Below are 16,235 nucleotides of genomic sequence, written 5' to 3'. Positions count from 1 at the left end.
AATTACGCTCAGTTATCGCTGAAGCGCATTTTTACAGAAGTTGTTAGCGCCAACAATGCCAAATTCGGCCTGTTCCGAGATATAAAGGTTCATCGACTGCCGCAACTCGCTGAAGCGCCCGCCTGCATTGAACGCGTCGCAGAAGGTTTCGCCAAACATCCAGCGGTTTTTCTCGGCGACGCCACCCACAAGGAAGACGCCACCGGCAGGCATCACTGTGACGGCCATATCACCCATCAACGCACCCAGATGGCTTATGAACAAATCTGCGGTGCGAACGGCGACCGGGTCCTTACCGTCGCGTGCGTCCTGCAGAATATCTCGGGCAGTGCGAACCGGAGGCTGTGCTTGCCCAGCCGCCATGCCAGCGGCTTGATAGAGGATTGGCAAGCCGGTTCCACTGAGGAACATTTCGGCCTCAAGTACGAGGCTGTTGTCGAAAAAGCATTCGGGTGCCAGATGGCGGGCTGCGTCGAAGACGTCGACCTCATCCCGCGTGCGTGGGGACAGGCCCACATGGCCGCCTTCGCCCGAAACGGTGTGGAAATGCCCCTCGGAGTAGAGCAGCGCACCGACACCCAAACCGGTTCCAGGCCCAACGACCAAACGCGTGCCCATCGGCGGAGTGGCAGAGCCTTGCAGCACAGATACCTCAGCTTCGGTCACTTCGGCCACGGACCACGCTGCTGCGGTGAAGTCATTGATTACATAGGTGTTGGCGGCCCCTGTCGCCTTGGCCAGGGCGTCCTCGGACAGGTCCAAATTCGCGTTGGTCAGTTGGATGCGCCCGTCACGCACCGGTCCGGCCCCGGCTGCGACCACGGCTTGCGGCGCGGTGCCGATCTCATCCCGTATATCATGCAACGCATTCAGCAGATCAGGCAGGGTGCCCGTCGGGTGTTTGTGCAATGCGGTCAGCTTACCATCGGAGACAACGCCCAGACGCGTATTCGTTCCACCTATATCGGCCACCAATGTCCAATGTGGACGCAAAGACCCAGACGGCTGGCGATAAGCCTGCCGGTCGGCGGCGCCCTCGGAAAGTGCGGCCTTTACGGCAGCGAAGGAGGCTTTGGGTTTGCGGTCCAGCGTCTCAAAATCCACGTCTACCAATCCAAACCGTTTTTCATAGCCATAGGCCCATTCGTAGTTGTCCAGCAAAGACCAGATAAAATACCCCTTTACGGGTACATCTGCGGCCAAAGCCTGTTGAACCGCCGTCAAGTGAGAGTCCAGATAGGCGATGCGCTCATCATCCTGCTGGCGCTCGGCGCTCGCCATGCCGTTCTCTGTAACATAGATCGGAAGATCACCGGTATAGTCTTCTGCGGTCCTTTTCAGAAATCGGGTCAGGGCGTCGGGGTCGATCTCCCAACCCATCTGGGTCTTGGGCAGAGGGCCGGGCACTTCGGTCAGGCTTGGCCATGCACTGTCTGCCGAGGCAATCAGCTTGCGGGTGTAGTAGTTCAAGCCGCACCAATCGACAGGTGCCCCGATAGTGTCGAAGTCATCTTGCCAACCTTCGGGCAAATGAGGCTCCAGCCCCTCCAGCACGTTGTCGGGATAGGCTTTTTTGAACACGCCGCCCAAGAAAAACCGGTTGTAGATCCCGTCATAGAGCGCGGCCGCCTGCTGTGCAGCCGCGCCATCATCCGCAGGCTCCGCCCATTCTAGGTTGAAGACAGCGCCCAGATTGGACATGCCTAGGCTGCGCATTGTCTGAATGGCGCTGCCATGGGCCAGAAGAACATGATGCATCGCACGTGCGGCCGCGCGAATATCACGCAAACCCGGTGCGTGATGGCCTTCGAAATGGCTGAGCCAGCTGACGCACCACGGCTCATTGATCGGCGCGACCGAATACATGCGGTCTCCGATCCGGCCCATGATCACTTGGGTGAAATCGGCGAACCACCCGGCGATATCCCGATTGCGCCAGCCCCCCATATCGGCAAGCGCCGAAGGCAGCTCCCAGTGGTAGAGCGTCGCACAGGGGCGGATGCCGCGTTCAAGCAGCGCGTCCGCTAGGCGGTCGTAATAGTCCAGCCCAGCTTGGTTTACATGCCCACGACCTTCGGGCAAAACACGCGCCCAGCTGGTCGAAAAGCGATAGCAATCAAACCCAGCATCCTGAACCAGATCAAAATCTTCTTCGAACCGATTCAGGTGATCGCAGGCGAGGGCGCCATTTTCCGCGCCGACAACGTTTCCGGGCGTGGCCGCGAAACTGTCCCAATGCGTCCGACCCGCACCGCCTTGAGCGTGGCCTTCGATCTGGTAGGCGGATGTTGCGACGCCGAATAGAAAATCGTCGGGGAAGTCTTTGCGTGTGTATTTCATCACCGCACCCCGGTGGGCGCAGGCCCGGTTGATCGCCCGACGACCAACTCGGCCTCAAGCAAACTAGTTTGCACCGGCGCTGCCGGAGACTTGATCCGCTGGATCAGCATCTCGGCGGCCATTTCGCCAGCGTCCCGAACCGAGGACCGCGTTGCGGTGAAGATCGGCACATCCTGACCATTTTTCAGGTAGGAAAGATCATCGTCATGGGCGATGACTGAAATATCCCGCCCCATCTGCAGCCCGGCTTCTTCCAGCGCGCGGCGCACGCCTATGGCAGTGATCATCGACGATGCTAGAATTGCGGTCGGTGGCTCTGCGATCTGCAGCATCTGATGGGTTTCCCGATGGCCATAGACCTCGGTCATTTCGGCGCTGCGCATTAAGGCGGCATCCGGCATCAGCCCTGCCTGCTGCAGAGCGTCCAGATATCCGGCACGACGACGTTGGGCAAAGTCCATATCCTCAAGCCCGTTTATCAGGGCGATGCGACGGTGGCCCAGATCAATCAGAAACTGCGTCGCGCGCTGGAACGAACTTTTGTTGTTCACATCAATCCAGTCATATTCGGCCTGCACGCCGGTTGAGCGGCCATGAACGATGAACGGCACCGCCATGCGCGTCAGAACCTCGATCCTTGGCTCGTTGACCTTTGGGCCCTGCAGCACGACACCGTCGACCGCTCCGCGTTGAAATAGATTGCGATAGGCCGCCTCGATCGAGGTGTCATCGGCGTTGGTGAACATCATGTCATAGCCATGCTCGGCATATGTTTTTGATGCTCCGGCGACGAAATCGCCGAAGATCGGGTTCACCATTTCATGCCTTGATGAGCTGGGGATGACGTGACCGATGACCATGGACTTGCCCGTCGCCAACCCTTTGGCGCGGCTGTTAGGGCGGTAGCCGTGTTTGGCTGCAGCAGCCTCAACCCTCAGACGTGTTTCAGCGTTGACCTCAGGGTAGCCGTTCAGCGCCCGGCTGACCGTGGTTTGCGAAAGACCCAGTGTTTCAGAGAGCTGCTTGAGGTTCATAGGTAGTCAAAGCGCCTTCAAATCGAAGGCTTTACTGGTGAGGTCCTGTTTTGTGTGCCTGCCAACCTGTTGTGATAACAGACAAGCCTGTTTTTCTGACTTATTCGAAAATACGACTCATTGACAGAGTAAAAATGTTAGCGGATAACAATAAACATTCAAAGCGCTTTGAAAAACGCGAAGAGAAGGCGCTGGAGAGTATTGGGAGGAGATTTCATGAAACGCACGCTGTACGCAGGTGTGGCCACGTTTGCCCTGACTGCCGGGGCTGTTCACGCACAGGGTCAGATGATCCACCCCGTTGGAGAGGGCGGCTTTGACTGGGACGGGTTCCAGGCCTTTGCAGACGCTCATGATCTAAGCGGTCAGGACCTGACCATTTTCGGCCCCTGGCTTGCGGGCGAAGGACAGTCCTTCGAAAATCTGGTCGCTTATTTCGATGAGGCAACAGGCGCAAGTTCCAGCTATGTCGGGTCAGACTCGCTGGAGCAGCAGATTTTGATCGACGCCGCAGCCGGATCAGCGCCAAACCTGACGGTTTTCCCGCAGCCCGGCCTTGCGGCGAACATGGCCAAGAACGGCTATTTGACGCCGCTTGCCGATGGATCGGCGGACTGGATCAAGGATAATTTCGCGGCCGGTCAGTCCTGGGTCGATCTGGGAACTTTTGAAAACGCAGACGGAGCCAGGGATTTCTACGGCTTCTTCTTCAACGTGAACGTCAAGTCTCTGGTTTGGTACAGCCCTGAGAACTTCGAGGACTTCGGCTACGAGGTCCCTGAGACCATGGAAGAGTTCAAAGCGCTTATGGATCAGATGGTCGAAGACGGTGAGACGCCGCTGTGCGTCGGCCTCGCATCCGGTGGCGCAACGGGTTGGCCTGCGACGGATTGGGTTGAGGACCTGATGCTGCGCACGCAACCGCCTGAGGTTTACGACCAATGGGTGTCGAATGAGATGAAGTTTGACGATCCGCGCGTGATTGCCGCGATTGAGGAATATGGCAGCTTTACCCGCAATGACGACTATGTGGTTGGGAACGCAGACGACACGGCTGCGATCGATTTCCGCGATAGCCCCAAGGGCCTGTTTGACAGCCCGCCTGCTTGCATGATGCACCGTCAGGCCTCGTTCATCCCGGCCTATTTCCCGGAAGGGACAGAGCTGGGCGTGGATGCCGATTTCTTCTATTTTCCGGCCTATGCCGAGAAGGATCTGGGTACTCCGGTTCTGGGCGCGGGCACCTTATTTACCATCACGAACCCAAGCCCGGCGACTGAAGTGTTCATGGAGTTCCTCAAGACCCCATTCGCGCATGAGATCATGATGTCTCAGGACGGGTTCCTGACGCCGCATCTGGGGGCAAACCCCGAGAATTATGCCAATGACACGCAACGCGGTCAGGGTGAAATTCTGACCAACGCCACCACGTTCCGCTTTGACGGCTCAGACCTGATGCCGGGTGCGGTCGGTGCGGGCACGTTCTGGACCGGCATGGTCGACTATTCCTCGGGCGCGAAGGACGCGGCCACCGTTGCGGGTGAAATCCAGTCCTCGTGGGATGCCGCGAAGTAACTAACGCTTCGGGGCGGCTATCTAGCTGCCCCGTTTCCAAACCGACGAGGGCATCATGACACCGGCACTTCAGGGCCTGCTGACCATCATCATCGGTGTGTCGGGTTGCGTGGGCTACTTCTATCTCTCGAACCAATTTCTGGACAAAGTCCTGTTCCCGCCGCGTGGGCCGAATGCAGGGCGCAATATCAACCGCGCGAACATGATCCGGCCCTGGCTGTTTCTGTTCCCCGCGCTGGCGGCGCTTGGCCTCTATCTGGCCTATCCGGTGGTTGAGACGCTGCGTCTTTCTCTCACGGAGCGCGTGCCCGGCGGCGGGTACAGATGGGTTGGTCTGGACAACTACACTCAGATGGCGGCCGAGCCGAAATTCTGGGAAGCCATGCGCAACAACATGTTCTGGCTGATCGTGGTGCCCGCGATGTCGACCGGTTTTGGTCTGCTCGTGGCGCAGCTGACCGATCGCATCCGGTGGGGCAACTTTGCCAAGTCGCTGATCTTCATGCCGATGGCGATTTCCTTCGTGGGGGCCTCGGTGATCTGGAAACTGGTCTATGACGCGCGCCCAGCGGAACAGGATCAGATCGGCATTCTAAACGCCCTCTATATCTTCTTCGGCGGGACTGAACCGCAAACATGGCTGACCGTTCCGTTCTGGAACTCTTTCTTCCTCATGATCGTTCTGGTCTGGATTCAGACCGGGTTTGCCATGGTGATCCTGTCGGCGGCCTTGCGCGGCATCCCCGAGGAAACGGTCGAGGCCGCCATTCTGGATGGGGCCAACCCGTTCCAGATCTTTTTCAAGATCAAAGTGCCTCAGATCAAGACAACAATTCTGGTGGTCTGGACGACAATCACCATCACCGTCCTCAAGGTCTTCGACATCGTCTTTGCCATGACCAACGGGCAGTGGGAGACGCAGGTGCTGGCCAACTACATGTACGACAAACTGTTCCGCGCCAATGATTGGGGGGTAGGGTCGGCCTCGGCCATGGTGATCATGTTGCTGGTCACTCCGATCCTGATCTGGAACGTGCGCAATGCGCGCAAGGAAATGGAGTAGGCCATGAGCGATATTGCAGGAACCAAACCGGCACTGCGCTGGGTCGTCCATGCCTCGGTTGTCTTTCTGGTGGTGCTTTGGGTGATCCCGACCCTCGGTCTGCTGATCTCATCTTTCCGGACCGCGGACCAGATCTCTGGCAGCGGCTGGTGGCGGTCGGTTTTTCCGTCCGAGCAGAACCTGACCCTGCGCAGCGCTGCACCTGAAACGCAGGTTTTGGAGAACGGTCTCTACGTAATCGAAGGTCAGCTTTTCGGGGATGACGAGCAGGTCAAGATCTCGAACTGGGGTATCAGTGCCCGTGAGGTTGACGCCTTTGTTCCCGGCGACACCGCCGAGCTGCGTCGAGGCGGCACGATCACCGTTGACGCGAACGGCGCCTACAGGATGGAAAACACTGAGGAGTTCACCGGAAACCGAGGTGCGCGTGTGTTCGTCACGGCCGAATTGCCGCCGGAATTCACCTTGGACAACTACCGAAAGGTCCTGCTGGATCAAAGTAGTTCCGACAGTATGGCCAAAGCCTTCTTCAACACGCTAACGGTGACGATACCCGCGACAATCATCCCGATCCTCGTTGCGGCCTTCGCAGCCTATGCACTGGCGTGGATGGAGTTTCCGGGCCGTGCGCTTCTGATCGCGGCCGTCGTTGGGCTGTTGGTTGTGCCCTTGCAATTGGCGTTGATCCCGCTGTTGAAATTCCATCTGAATATCGGGATCGGCAAAGGGTATCTGGGCGTTTGGCTGGCCCATACTGGCTTTGGTATGCCGCTGGCGATTTACCTGCTGCGCAACTACATGGCCGGATTGCCGCGCGATCTGATCGAGAACGCCCGTGTCGATGGCGCGACCGAGTTCCAGATTTTCACCAAACTGATCCTGCCGCTCAGCTTCCCGGCGCTGGCCTCTTTCGCGATCTTCCAGTTCCTATGGACATGGAACGACCTGCTGGTCGCCAAGGTCTTCCTGATCGATGCGACCGGCCAGACCACCGTGATGACCAACCGCATCGTCGAGCTTTTGGGCACGCGAGGCGGCAACTGGGAAATCCTCGCGACGGCGGCCTTCGTGTCGATCTTTGTGCCGCTGGTCGTGTTCTTCGCAATGCAAAAATACCTGGTCCGGGGCCTGTTGGCCGGATCCGTAAAATAGAGGCGTCTGATGAACGTGCAAAACACCGTAGACCTATCCAACTCAACCAAAGCACCGTCAGACTGGTGGCGGGGCGGGGTGATCTACCAGATCTATCCGCGCAGCTTTCAGGACAGCAATGGCGACGGGATTGGTGACCTGAAAGGGATCACCCAACGGCTCGACTATATCGCCTCGCTCGGCGTCGATGCGATCTGGATTTCGCCTTTCTTCAAGTCGCCGATGAAGGATTTCGGCTATGACGTGAGCGATTATCGTGATGTCGATCCGATGTTCGGCTCGCTTGAGGATTTCCAAGAGCTACTGGGTCAGGCCCACGCAAAGGGTCTGAAAGTGATGATTGATCTGGTGTTGTCTCATACTTCGGATCAACACCCGTGGTTCAGCGAAAGCCGTGCCTCAAGGGACAATCCGAAGTCCGATTGGTATGTCTGGGCCGACCCCAAACCCGATGGGACGCCGCCGAACAACTGGTTGTCGATCTTCGGAGGATCTGCCTGGCAGTGGGACCCGCGCCGACTGCAATACTACCTGCACAACTTCCTGACCTCGCAACCGGACCTGAATTTCCACTGCGAACAGGTGCAGGACGCGCTGCTGGACGTGGCCCGGTTCTGGCTGGAGATGGGGGTCGATGGCTTCCGCCTGGACACGATCAACTTCTATTTCCACGACAAGCAGTTGCGCGATAACCCCGCGCTGCCGGTCGAGGAACGCAATGCCTCGATTGCGCCTGCAGTGAATCCATACAACCACCAGAATCACCTCTATTCCAAAAGTCAGCCGGAAAACATCGCCTTCCTGGAGCGGCTTCGGGCGTTGACCAACGAATACGAAGGACGCGCCTGTCTGGGTGAGGTCGGCGATGCGCAGCGCGGGCTTGAGATCATGGGGGAATACACCTCGGGTGACGCCCGTATGCACATGTGCTACGCGTTCGAGTTCCTGGAAAAACGCGCGCTGACAGCGGCTTACGCAAAACAGGTGTTCGACCAGCTTCAGGCCAAGGCCGGAGATGCTTGGCCTTGTTGGGCGTTCTCGAACCATGATGTTCAACGTCATGCCTCCCGCTGGAACCTCAGCGATGCAGCAACGCGCCAACACGCGGTTCTGATGATGTGCCTGCGCGGTTCGGCCTGTTTGTATCAGGGCGAGGAACTGGGCCTGCCTGAGGCCGATGTGCCTTTCGAGCGCTTGCAAGACCCCTATGGCGTTGAGTTCTGGCCCGGGTTCAAAGGCCGCGACGGGTGCCGGACGCCGATGGTCTGGGCAACTCAGGATGAACAATCGGGCTTTAGCACCGGCGAGCCGTGGTTGCCTGTCAGTGCGGCACAGTCCGAACGCGCGGTTGATCGTATGGAGGCGGATGATCAATCCATGCTGCACCACTATCGCCGCGCGATTGCTCTGCGACATGCACATCCGGCGCTGGCTGCAGGGGCACAATCGGAGATGGAGCAAGTCGGCCCCGTCCTCGTTTTCCGCCGCGAAAACCCCAACGAAGAGGTGTTCTGCGCCTTCAATTTGGGAAGCGAAGCAGGGCAGGTCGATCTGCCCTCGGGCAGCTGGCAGGCAATTGGACAGGACATTGGCAGTGTCACAGGTGAAGGTCGCGTCACGCTGCAACCTGCCGAATTCTGCCTGATGCGCAAGGACAAGGGGTAAGTCATGTCGGAACTCAAACTCACAGATGTGGCGAAATCCTATGGACCAGTTGATGTCCTGAAACACATTGATCTGGATATCGAACAGGGCGAGTTGATCGTCTTTGTTGGCCCGTCCGGATGCGGAAAATCCACTCTGCTCCGGATGATTGCGGGGCTGGAGAAGATCACCGGTGGCACGCTGGAGATCGAAGGTCAGGTCATGAATGACGTGCCGCCCGCGCAGCGCGGCATCGCGATGGTGTTCCAGTCCTATGCCCTCTATCCGCATCTGACCGTGCGCGAGAATATGTCTTTTGCGCTCAAGATCGCCAAACGGCCTGCCGCAGAGATCGACGCTGCTGTTGAGCGCGCGGCGCAAATTCTGCAATTGGACCCATACCTTGATCGCCTACCCAAAGCCCTTTCTGGCGGTCAGCGCCAGCGCGTTGCGATTGGGCGGGCGATTGTGCGGGACCCCAAGGTCTATCTGTTTGATGAGCCGCTCTCGAATCTCGATGCAGCGCTGCGCGTCGCCACGCGGATTGAGATTGCGCGCCTCAAAGAGGCGATGCCAGACAGCACCATGATCTATGTGACCCATGATCAGGTCGAAGCGATGACCTTGGCCAGCCGCATCGTGGTTTTGGCCAACAAAGGCATCGCCCAGGTTGGCACCCCGCTTGAGCTATATGAAACCCCGGACAATGAGTTCGTGGCCCAATTCATCGGCTCGCCTTCAATGAACTTGTTACCCGGAACAATCACGGGCACTGGGCAGATGACGACGATAGCCTTGGAGGGCGGAGGTTCAGCGATTTCTGCGATTCCGACCGGGACGGAAGATGAAGGCAAGCAGGTAAACATCGGCGTCCGGCCCGAAGATTTCACTTTGACGGATAGCGACCCGATCCTGAGCGGTGAGGTTGATTTCACCGAAGCATTGGGTGAGGTGACTCTGCTATATTTTGCCAAATCCAACGGCGCGGATCAGGTCATCGCAAAACTGCCCGGTATTCAACGGAACCTTCGCGGGCAGCAGGTTTCGGTCACAGCACGGCCGGAAAAAGTGCATCTGTTCCATAACGGCCTGTCCATGCGCAAGTGACTTGGCGCGCGCGGCTTCAAGCCGCTTGACAACTCATGCAACTGGGTTCAACCATTATTGAAACGTTTCAATGGTGGGAAATGCGGGTCTCTGCGCAGCTATACACAGTCCGGAATTGTGGTGATCTTGGCGATCAACTGCAATTGGCGGCGGCCTGTGGCTATGCAGATGTCGAAACGACGGGGTTGCACGACCTGACGGCACCTCAGATGGCCCGGACCGTTGCGCAATCGGGTTTGCGGGTCCGTTCGGCGCATTTTGACTGGGAAGAGTTCGAGGGGCGTTTACCCGAAATTCAGGACCTTCTGGAACGATTGGAATGCCCGGTTGCCGTCATGCCATGGCTGGCACCAGCGGCGCGGCCCGACACTGCCGAGGGATGGAAGGCTGTGTCGGGCCAGTTGTCACAATGGGCTGCGCAACTGTCAGGCTCGGGCGTTCGGCTGGCCTATCACAACCACGATTTTGATTTGGTCGGGTATCCCTCGCAGACGCCGTTGGAGATGATCCTGGAGACAGGGAATGTCTTTTGGCAGCCCGATATCGGTTGGTTGGGGGCGGCCTACCTGAACCCGGTCGAGGTAATTGGGCGATACGCTGACCGTGTGATCTCGGTCCACGCCAAGGACGTGGATCCCGGCCAAGAGGGCGACGCCCGGTGGCGAGATCTGGGGCAGGGCGAGATAGACTGGAGCGCAGTTCTTGACGCGCTGGATCGCACGGTTTGTTCGGATCTATTCGTTGAACATGACGAATCGCCGAGCCCGACGACAACACTGACAACAGGCCGGCGCTTTCTGACCGACCTTTTGAAAGGTCGTATCTAGGTGGCCCGCGCAACGATCAAGTCTATCGCCAAGCAGACAGGCTACTCCGTCGGGACCGTATCGAATGCCTTGCGCGGAGAGGACTCGGTTAAACGCGAAACCCTTAAAGAGATACAGAAAGTGGCCTTGGAGCAGGGTTACAAAGTAAACCTCGCCGGGCTGAAGCTGCGCACCAACAAATCCTACAGGATCGCGGTACTGGTAGGCGTCTCCACCAACGCAACCGAGGAGTGGGAGGGCGTAGAATTCACCCGAATTGTGGCTGGCATCTCAACCGCCTTGCAGGGGTCACGTTATGAGCTGAGCGTGTGCAGCGTGGCCGATCTTGATGACGCGATGGCCGCCCTGCGCACGATCGTGCAGGAACGCTCGGCCGATGGGGTGATCTTTTCGGGCACCCGACGCAACGACCCGCGTATCGCCTATCTGCAAAGTCAGAACTTCCCCTTTGTAACCTATGGCATGAGCGACAGTCTTGAACCTCACCCCTATGTCGATTTCGACAGCGAAAGCGCGGCGCGTGACGCCACAGAGCGGTTGTTGCGTTTGGGTCATCGACGGATTGCTCTCATTAACCCACCTGCCGATTTGGTTTACACCGGGCAGCGTCAGACTGGCTATGCCGCCGCGCTACAGACTGCGGGCGTGCCCGTTCAACGCGATCTGGTCTACAACGGCCCCACAACGGCGCAAAGCGGCCAAGAGGCTTTTCGCAGCCTGATGCAGTGCAAAAACCGCCCGACCGGTATCATCTGCGCCAACGAGGCGATGACACTGGGCGTTTTGTCGGCCGCCGCCGAAGATGGCATCAGGGTCGGGCGCGATGTTGTGGTCATTTCGACCGATGACCTCCAGCTCAGCAAATATTTCGTGCCCGCGCCCAGCGCCTATTACGTGCCGATTGACGAAACCAGCCGGTTGCTGGGCGCGTTCATGTTAAAATCATTGGACGGGGTCGATCCGTCCGAAATTCAAAAGAAGATCAGGGCCACGTTAATCGAGCGGCAACCTGACACACCTCCGCCGAACCCGGCGAACTGACCTGACCCAACATAGGAGAAACCAATCATGTTCAAACATTTACTTGCCGCTGCAGCCGTTGCCACGATGACGGTCCCGGCCGCTTTTGCCGCCGATTTGGAAGGCCGTGTTCTGAAGATCGGAACGGATGCAACCTATCCGCCGATGGAGACCGTCGACGAGACAACGGGCGAGATCGTGGGCTTTGACGTCGACGTCATGAACGCCATTTGCGAGCGCGTGAACTGCGTGCCGAATTTCGTCAACACCGCGTGGGATGGGATCTTCGCAGCCCTTCAGCAAGGTGAGTTCGATCTGGTCATCTCGGGCGTTTCGATCACGCCGGAACGGGAAGAGACCATGGATTTCTCGGAGCCGTATATCGTGGTCAGCCAGGCCATCCTGTTGCAAGTCGACAAGGGCGACACGACCCTGGACGACTTCAAGGCCGGAGGTCTCAAACTGGCCGCTCAAACCGGAACGACCAACGCGCAGCTGGCGGAAGATCTGGTCGGGCGTGAGAATGTCAGCCTCTATGACAACTTCTCGGCCGCCATTCTGGCGCTGCAGAATGCCGATGTAGAAGGCGTGATCATCGACGGAACCTCGGCCACCGCATATGAGCAGGAATTCGCGGGCGAACTGACCGTGGGCATTACAGGGCTGCAATCCGACCCTCTGGGCATCGTGTTTCAGGAAGGTGATCCGACTGTCGATGCGATCAACGAAGGTCTGGCAGCAATTCAGCAAGACGGCACTTTGGATGAACTGAAAGCCAAATACTGGGGCACCAACTGATCCTTTGAATCCCCCTCCAGCCCCGGCGGTTTCTGCCGCCGGGGCTTTGACTTAGCGGAGAACCCCATGTCGCGCCTCAGCTCGATCCGCCCGAGCAACCTCGTGTTGCTCGCAGCCGCGCCGTTTATCATCTATCTGTTTGCCACCTCGTCCAAATATCTGCGATCTCTGGTCGCCATTCTGGGGATCGGCAACAATGCAGGGCCGATATTTGTGGGGTTCCTGCTGGTCCTTGTGACGGCGATCCTGGGCTATCTTTGCGCCCGCCACACCCGGTTCGAAGCGCAAGCGCCCGCATGGCTTCGGATATCGGCTTTGGCGGCGTTTCCGGCGGCGGTTGGCCTGTCCATTCTGGCGTTTGTCGCCCCGCATGTCCTGATGCCCTTCGCCGAATCCGTCTTCTTTCATGCGCTCAGTCAGAACACCTCGACCCTGATTGACCGCTCCAACCAGACGTGGGTTTTGTTTCCCGAAGTGGTGGCACAGGTTCAGAGCGGCCTGCAGATCCTTCTGGCGGTCTATGCTGTGATCATCGCGTTGTGCCTGATCTCTGGTCGTTTGACGAAACCAATGCGCGGGCGCGTGCAACTTGGGTTCGAAATTCTGACGGGCGCCGCGCTGTTCTACCTGATGTTCATGGCCCATTGGCAGTTCGCAACAGGCGTCGCCATCACGTTCCGCGCGGCGATCTTTGCCTATATCTTCGCCGCGATCCTTGGCCTGATCTGGGTCGGGCTGCAGTCTTTCAAGCCTAAGGCCCGGACAACGATGGTCTATGGCGCGATCAGTCTGGCGTTGCTTGCGGTGTCCACCTTTTTCTTCATGCAGCCCAAGGTCAGCTATGTCCTTGTCGGCAATACCGAGGGGCGTATCGCCATTGTGCGCGGCACCCCTCAGGCGCAGGCCGATATGATCCGCTTCGGTGAGTTCGAAGGCGGCGGCGATCAGCAAATCCGGATCCGGAGCGCTCCGGACGTGGCATCAGCGATTGAGCAGATTGAGACCGTCGACAGCGTCTCGGGTGCGTTTGTTCCGGTTGAGTCCCATACGCAGGGCTATCCGGTGATCTGGCAGACCAGCTTTCTGCCGGACAAGTTTCGAAATCCGGGGCTGGCTTTTGCCGTTTTCGGTTTCCTTTTGCTGACACTGACGGTCGGTGGGTCCCAGCACAAACTGCATCCGCTTGCGGTCGGGGCCGAGTTTTTCGTGGACACGATCCGCGGAATTCCGATGCTGGTGATCATTCTCTATATCGGCCTTCCTTTGGCGGGCGCGGTCAAGGATGCCACCGGCGGTGGTATCGACATGACCAACATGACCCGCGGGATCATCGCCATTTCGGTTGGGTATTCCGCCTATATGGCCGAGATTTTCCGATCCGGCATCGAAGCCATACCGAAAGGCCAGCTCGAGGCTGGTAGCTCATTGGGTCTGTCACGCTGGCAAACGGCGCGGCTGATCGTGCTGCCGCAGGCCCTGCGGATCGTGACACCGCCGTTGGGCAATGAGTTCATCGCGATGATCAAAGACACCTCACTGCTGTCGATCCTGTCGGTGCGCGACATGACCCAACGCATGCGCGAGTTTCAGGCCTCTAGCTTCCTGCCGTTTGCGCCATTCAACACGGCGGCGATCCTCTATGTCGTGATCACTCTGGGTTGCGCCAGCTTCCTGAAATGGATCGAGCGGCGAACCGCGAAGGACACCAGATGAACAAGCTTGAACTGGGTGTTTGCTACTACCCCGAGCAATGGGACCCGTCCCAATGGCGAGACGATGCTGCTCAAATGGTCGAGATGGGCCTCGATTGGGTGCGGATTGCCGAGTTCACCTGGGGTCTGATCGAACCCCGGCGCGGTCAGTTCGAATGGGGTTGGCTGGATGAGGTCATCGGGATTTTGGGTGAGGCTGGCCTGCGGGTCATGATGTCTACTCCAACGGCTTCGCCACCCAAATGGCTGATCGACGAGTATCCAGAGATTTTGCCCGTCGGCCCTGACGGTCGCGTGCGCGGCTTTGGATCGCGCCGGCACTATTGCTTCTCCAGTGATGTCTACCTTGACGAGTCCAAACGGATCGCCACCGAATATGCCCGGCGCTATGGTCAAAACCCGCATGTTCACGCGTGGCAGATTGACAATGAATACAACGACCATGACACCGTCCTCAGTTACTCGGACGCGGCTCGCAATGGGTTTCGCCGGTGGCTGCAAGTGCGCTATGGCACGATTGAAGAATTGAACCAGAGATGGGGTACGGTCTTCTGGGGCACGCAGTATTCAAGTTTTAACCAGATCGAGCTACCAAACGGCCTGGTTGCGGCCGCGAACCCGACGCAATCTTTGGATTTCGCGCGTTATTCCTCGGACCGAGTCCGGCTGTTCAACAAGGCTCAGGTAGATATTCTGCGCACGCATTCTCCGGGCCGGGACATCACGCATAACTTCATGGCGGGCAGTTTTGAGTTTGATCACCACGCGGTGGCCGCCGATCTGGATATCGTCGGCTTCGACAGTTACCCGCTGGGCAATCTGCTGGGATCGTCCCTGTCTGATCAGGACAAGCATCGCTACTTGCGAACCGGGGCACCGGACTATCAGGGGTTTCACTGCGATCTTTATCGCTCGCAAGGGCGCGGGCGCATGTGGGTGTTGGAGCAACAACCCGGTCCCGTCGACTGGGCGGAAAAGAACCCTTCGCCCGCAGATGGAGTGGTCCGGCTGTGGACTTGGGCAGCCTATGCCCATGGCGCGCAGGCGGTGATGTTCTTTCGCTGGCGGCAGGCGAAGTTCGCTCAGGAGCAGTTCCACACCGCGCTTTTACGGTCGGATGGTAGTCTGGATCAGGCAGCGGTTGAGCTGGCGCAGGTGGTGAAGGATCGCGCGGTTTTGCCTCCTGCCAAAAGACAGAAAGCGCAAGTTGCTATGTTGATCGACTATACGTCGATCTGGGCGGCGGACATCCTGCCGCATGACAATGAGTTTCCCAATGCGAACATCCTACGAGACTGGTACGCGGGTTTGCGCGGTTTCGGCGTCGATCTGGATTTTGTCGGGCCAGAAGACGACCTTGATGGCTATGCCTTGATCGTTTTGCCGCAGAGCATGATTGTCAGCGCCGACTTGGCCTCAAGACTTAAGACGACCTCAGCGAAACTGTTTATCGGGGCGCGGTCGGGCAGCAAGACGCCAGATATGCACAGCCCGGATAGCCTCGCGCCGGGGGTGTTGAGCGATTTGACAGGTGTTCGCGTTTTGCGAGTCGAGTCCTTGCCTGACCTTGCGGACGAAGCCGTGCAGTTGGGCGAGCAAAACCCGCTGCCCTTCACAGGTTGGCGCGAAATTGTCGAGACGAGCGCAGAAGTTATCGGCCAATTCGTCAGTCGATATCAGAATGGCAGCCCGGCGGTCATTCGCTCGAACAGGGCGACCTATCTTGCGATGGTCCCGAGCGGCGCGTTGTTACAAAACATCTTGCGCGACGTGTTGGATTGGGCGGGGCTGGAGGTCTCCGAAACGCATCAGGATTTGAGGCTTACCCAACGCGGGGACCTGCGCTTTGCCTTCAATTTCGGTGATCAAGACCAACCACTGCCCGCGAATACAAAGCGCTCGCTTCTGGTCGGAGAAGACCCGGTAGCCCCGCACAGCCTTGCAATTTGGACGAAATAGCGCG

12 protein-coding genes and 1 pseudogene are annotated in these 16,235 nt (G+C 58.3%); 10 read left to right on the top strand and 3 right to left on the bottom strand.

Going from position 1 to position 16,235, the window contains the following annotated elements; genetic code table 11:
• Window positions 1-12 precede the first annotated feature (12 nt).
• The 3 genes and pseudogenes from J7394_RS22855 to J7394_RS02650 all read right to left on the bottom strand — a co-directional run bounded on the left by J7394_RS22855 (window position 13) and on the right by J7394_RS02650 (window position 3,374).
• Entirely contained in the window at window positions 13-972 is a 960-nt protein-coding gene (locus tag J7394_RS22855) for a glucokinase (RefSeq protein WP_371811936.1), read from the bottom strand.
• 66 nt (window positions 973-1,038) lie between these two features.
• A pseudogene (locus tag J7394_RS22850) lies at window positions 1,039-2,340 on the bottom strand (GH1 family beta-glucosidase); the annotation flags it as partial.
• Window positions 2,340-3,374, bottom strand: coding sequence for a LacI family DNA-binding transcriptional regulator (locus tag J7394_RS02650; RefSeq protein ID WP_209250765.1), 1,035 nt, complete (start codon window positions 3,372-3,374; stop codon window positions 2,340-2,342). The pseudogene J7394_RS22850 and the gene J7394_RS02650, both read right to left, overlap by 1 nt.
• Before the next feature lie 216 nt (window positions 3,375-3,590).
• Between J7394_RS02650 and J7394_RS02645 the strand changes: the two genes are divergently transcribed.
• From J7394_RS02645 to J7394_RS02600, 10 genes are all read left to right on the top strand, one after another.
• Window positions 3,591-4,949, top strand: coding sequence for an ABC transporter substrate-binding protein (locus tag J7394_RS02645; RefSeq protein WP_209250764.1), 1,359 nt, complete (start codon window positions 3,591-3,593; stop codon window positions 4,947-4,949).
• 55 nt (window positions 4,950-5,004) lie between these two features.
• A complete protein-coding gene (locus tag J7394_RS02640) occupies window positions 5,005-6,012 on the top strand; it encodes a carbohydrate ABC transporter permease (RefSeq protein WP_170377422.1) in 1,008 nt (335 codons plus the stop codon).
• 3 nt (window positions 6,013-6,015) lie between these two features.
• Window positions 6,016-7,164 (top strand): carbohydrate ABC transporter permease, encoded by a 1,149-nt coding sequence (locus J7394_RS02635; protein WP_209250762.1) that lies wholly within the window; start codon window positions 6,016-6,018, stop codon window positions 7,162-7,164.
• A 9-nt stretch (window positions 7,165-7,173) separates the two neighbouring features.
• Entirely contained in the window at window positions 7,174-8,829 is a 1,656-nt protein-coding gene (locus J7394_RS02630; RefSeq protein WP_209250761.1) for an alpha-amylase family glycosyl hydrolase, read from the top strand.
• Window positions 8,830-8,832: 3 nt separating this feature from the next.
• A complete protein-coding gene (locus J7394_RS02625; RefSeq protein ID WP_209250759.1) occupies window positions 8,833-9,915 on the top strand; it encodes an ABC transporter ATP-binding protein in 1,083 nt (360 codons plus the stop codon).
• A gap of 35 nt (window positions 9,916-9,950) precedes the next feature.
• A complete protein-coding gene (locus tag J7394_RS02620) occupies window positions 9,951-10,742 on the top strand; it encodes a sugar phosphate isomerase/epimerase (RefSeq protein ID WP_209250757.1) in 792 nt (263 codons plus the stop codon).
• Window positions 10,743-11,783, top strand: coding sequence for a LacI family transcriptional regulator (locus tag J7394_RS02615; RefSeq protein ID WP_209250755.1), 1,041 nt, complete (start codon window positions 10,743-10,745; stop codon window positions 11,781-11,783).
• 27 nt (window positions 11,784-11,810) lie between these two features.
• The gene (locus tag J7394_RS02610) at window positions 11,811-12,560 is read left to right on the top strand and encodes a basic amino acid ABC transporter substrate-binding protein (protein WP_247748022.1); all 750 of its coding nucleotides are present in this window, start codon (window positions 11,811-11,813) and stop codon (window positions 12,558-12,560) included.
• Between the two features lie 66 nt (window positions 12,561-12,626).
• A complete protein-coding gene (locus J7394_RS02605; RefSeq protein ID WP_209250753.1) occupies window positions 12,627-14,273 on the top strand; it encodes an amino acid ABC transporter permease in 1,647 nt (548 codons plus the stop codon).
• Window positions 14,270-16,231: a beta-galactosidase gene (locus J7394_RS02600; protein WP_209250751.1), complete on the top strand. Its 1,962-nt coding sequence runs from the start codon at window positions 14,270-14,272 to the stop codon at window positions 16,229-16,231. Before J7394_RS02605 ends, J7394_RS02600 begins: the two co-directional genes overlap by 4 nt.
• Window positions 16,232-16,235: the final 4 nt, after the last annotated feature.

The sequence above is a fragment of the Ruegeria sp. R13_0 genome (assembly GCF_017743995.1).
Classification (GTDB): Bacteria; Pseudomonadota; Alphaproteobacteria; order Rhodobacterales; family Rhodobacteraceae; genus Ruegeria.
The sequence above is the reverse complement of the archived record's forward strand: the minus strand, read 5'-3'. Positions and strand labels throughout refer to the sequence as shown.

Excerpts from the sequence above, each read along its gene's own strand:
- J7394_RS02620 (WP_209250757.1), top strand. The coding sequence starts at position 9,951 with ATGCAACTGGGTTCAACCATTATTGAAACGTTTCAATGGTGGGAAATG.
- J7394_RS02640 (WP_170377422.1), top strand. The coding sequence starts at position 5,005 with ATGACACCGGCACTTCAGGGCCTGCTGACCATCATCATCGGTGTGTCG.
- J7394_RS02635 (WP_209250762.1), top strand. The coding sequence starts at position 6,016 with ATGAGCGATATTGCAGGAACCAAACCGGCACTGCGCTGGGTCGTCCAT.
- J7394_RS02605 (WP_209250753.1), top strand. The coding sequence starts at position 12,627 with ATGTCGCGCCTCAGCTCGATCCGCCCGAGCAACCTCGTGTTGCTCGCA.
- J7394_RS02650 (WP_209250765.1), bottom strand. The coding sequence starts at position 3,374 with ATGAACCTCAAGCAGCTCTCTGAAACACTGGGTCTTTCGCAAACCACG.
- J7394_RS02600 (WP_209250751.1), top strand. The coding sequence starts at position 14,270 with ATGAACAAGCTTGAACTGGGTGTTTGCTACTACCCCGAGCAATGGGAC.
- J7394_RS02625 (WP_209250759.1), top strand. The coding sequence starts at position 8,833 with ATGTCGGAACTCAAACTCACAGATGTGGCGAAATCCTATGGACCAGTT.
- J7394_RS02630 (WP_209250761.1), top strand. The coding sequence starts at position 7,174 with ATGAACGTGCAAAACACCGTAGACCTATCCAACTCAACCAAAGCACCG.
- J7394_RS02645 (WP_209250764.1), top strand. The coding sequence starts at position 3,591 with ATGAAACGCACGCTGTACGCAGGTGTGGCCACGTTTGCCCTGACTGCC.
- J7394_RS02610 (WP_247748022.1), top strand. The coding sequence starts at position 11,811 with ATGTTCAAACATTTACTTGCCGCTGCAGCCGTTGCCACGATGACGGTC.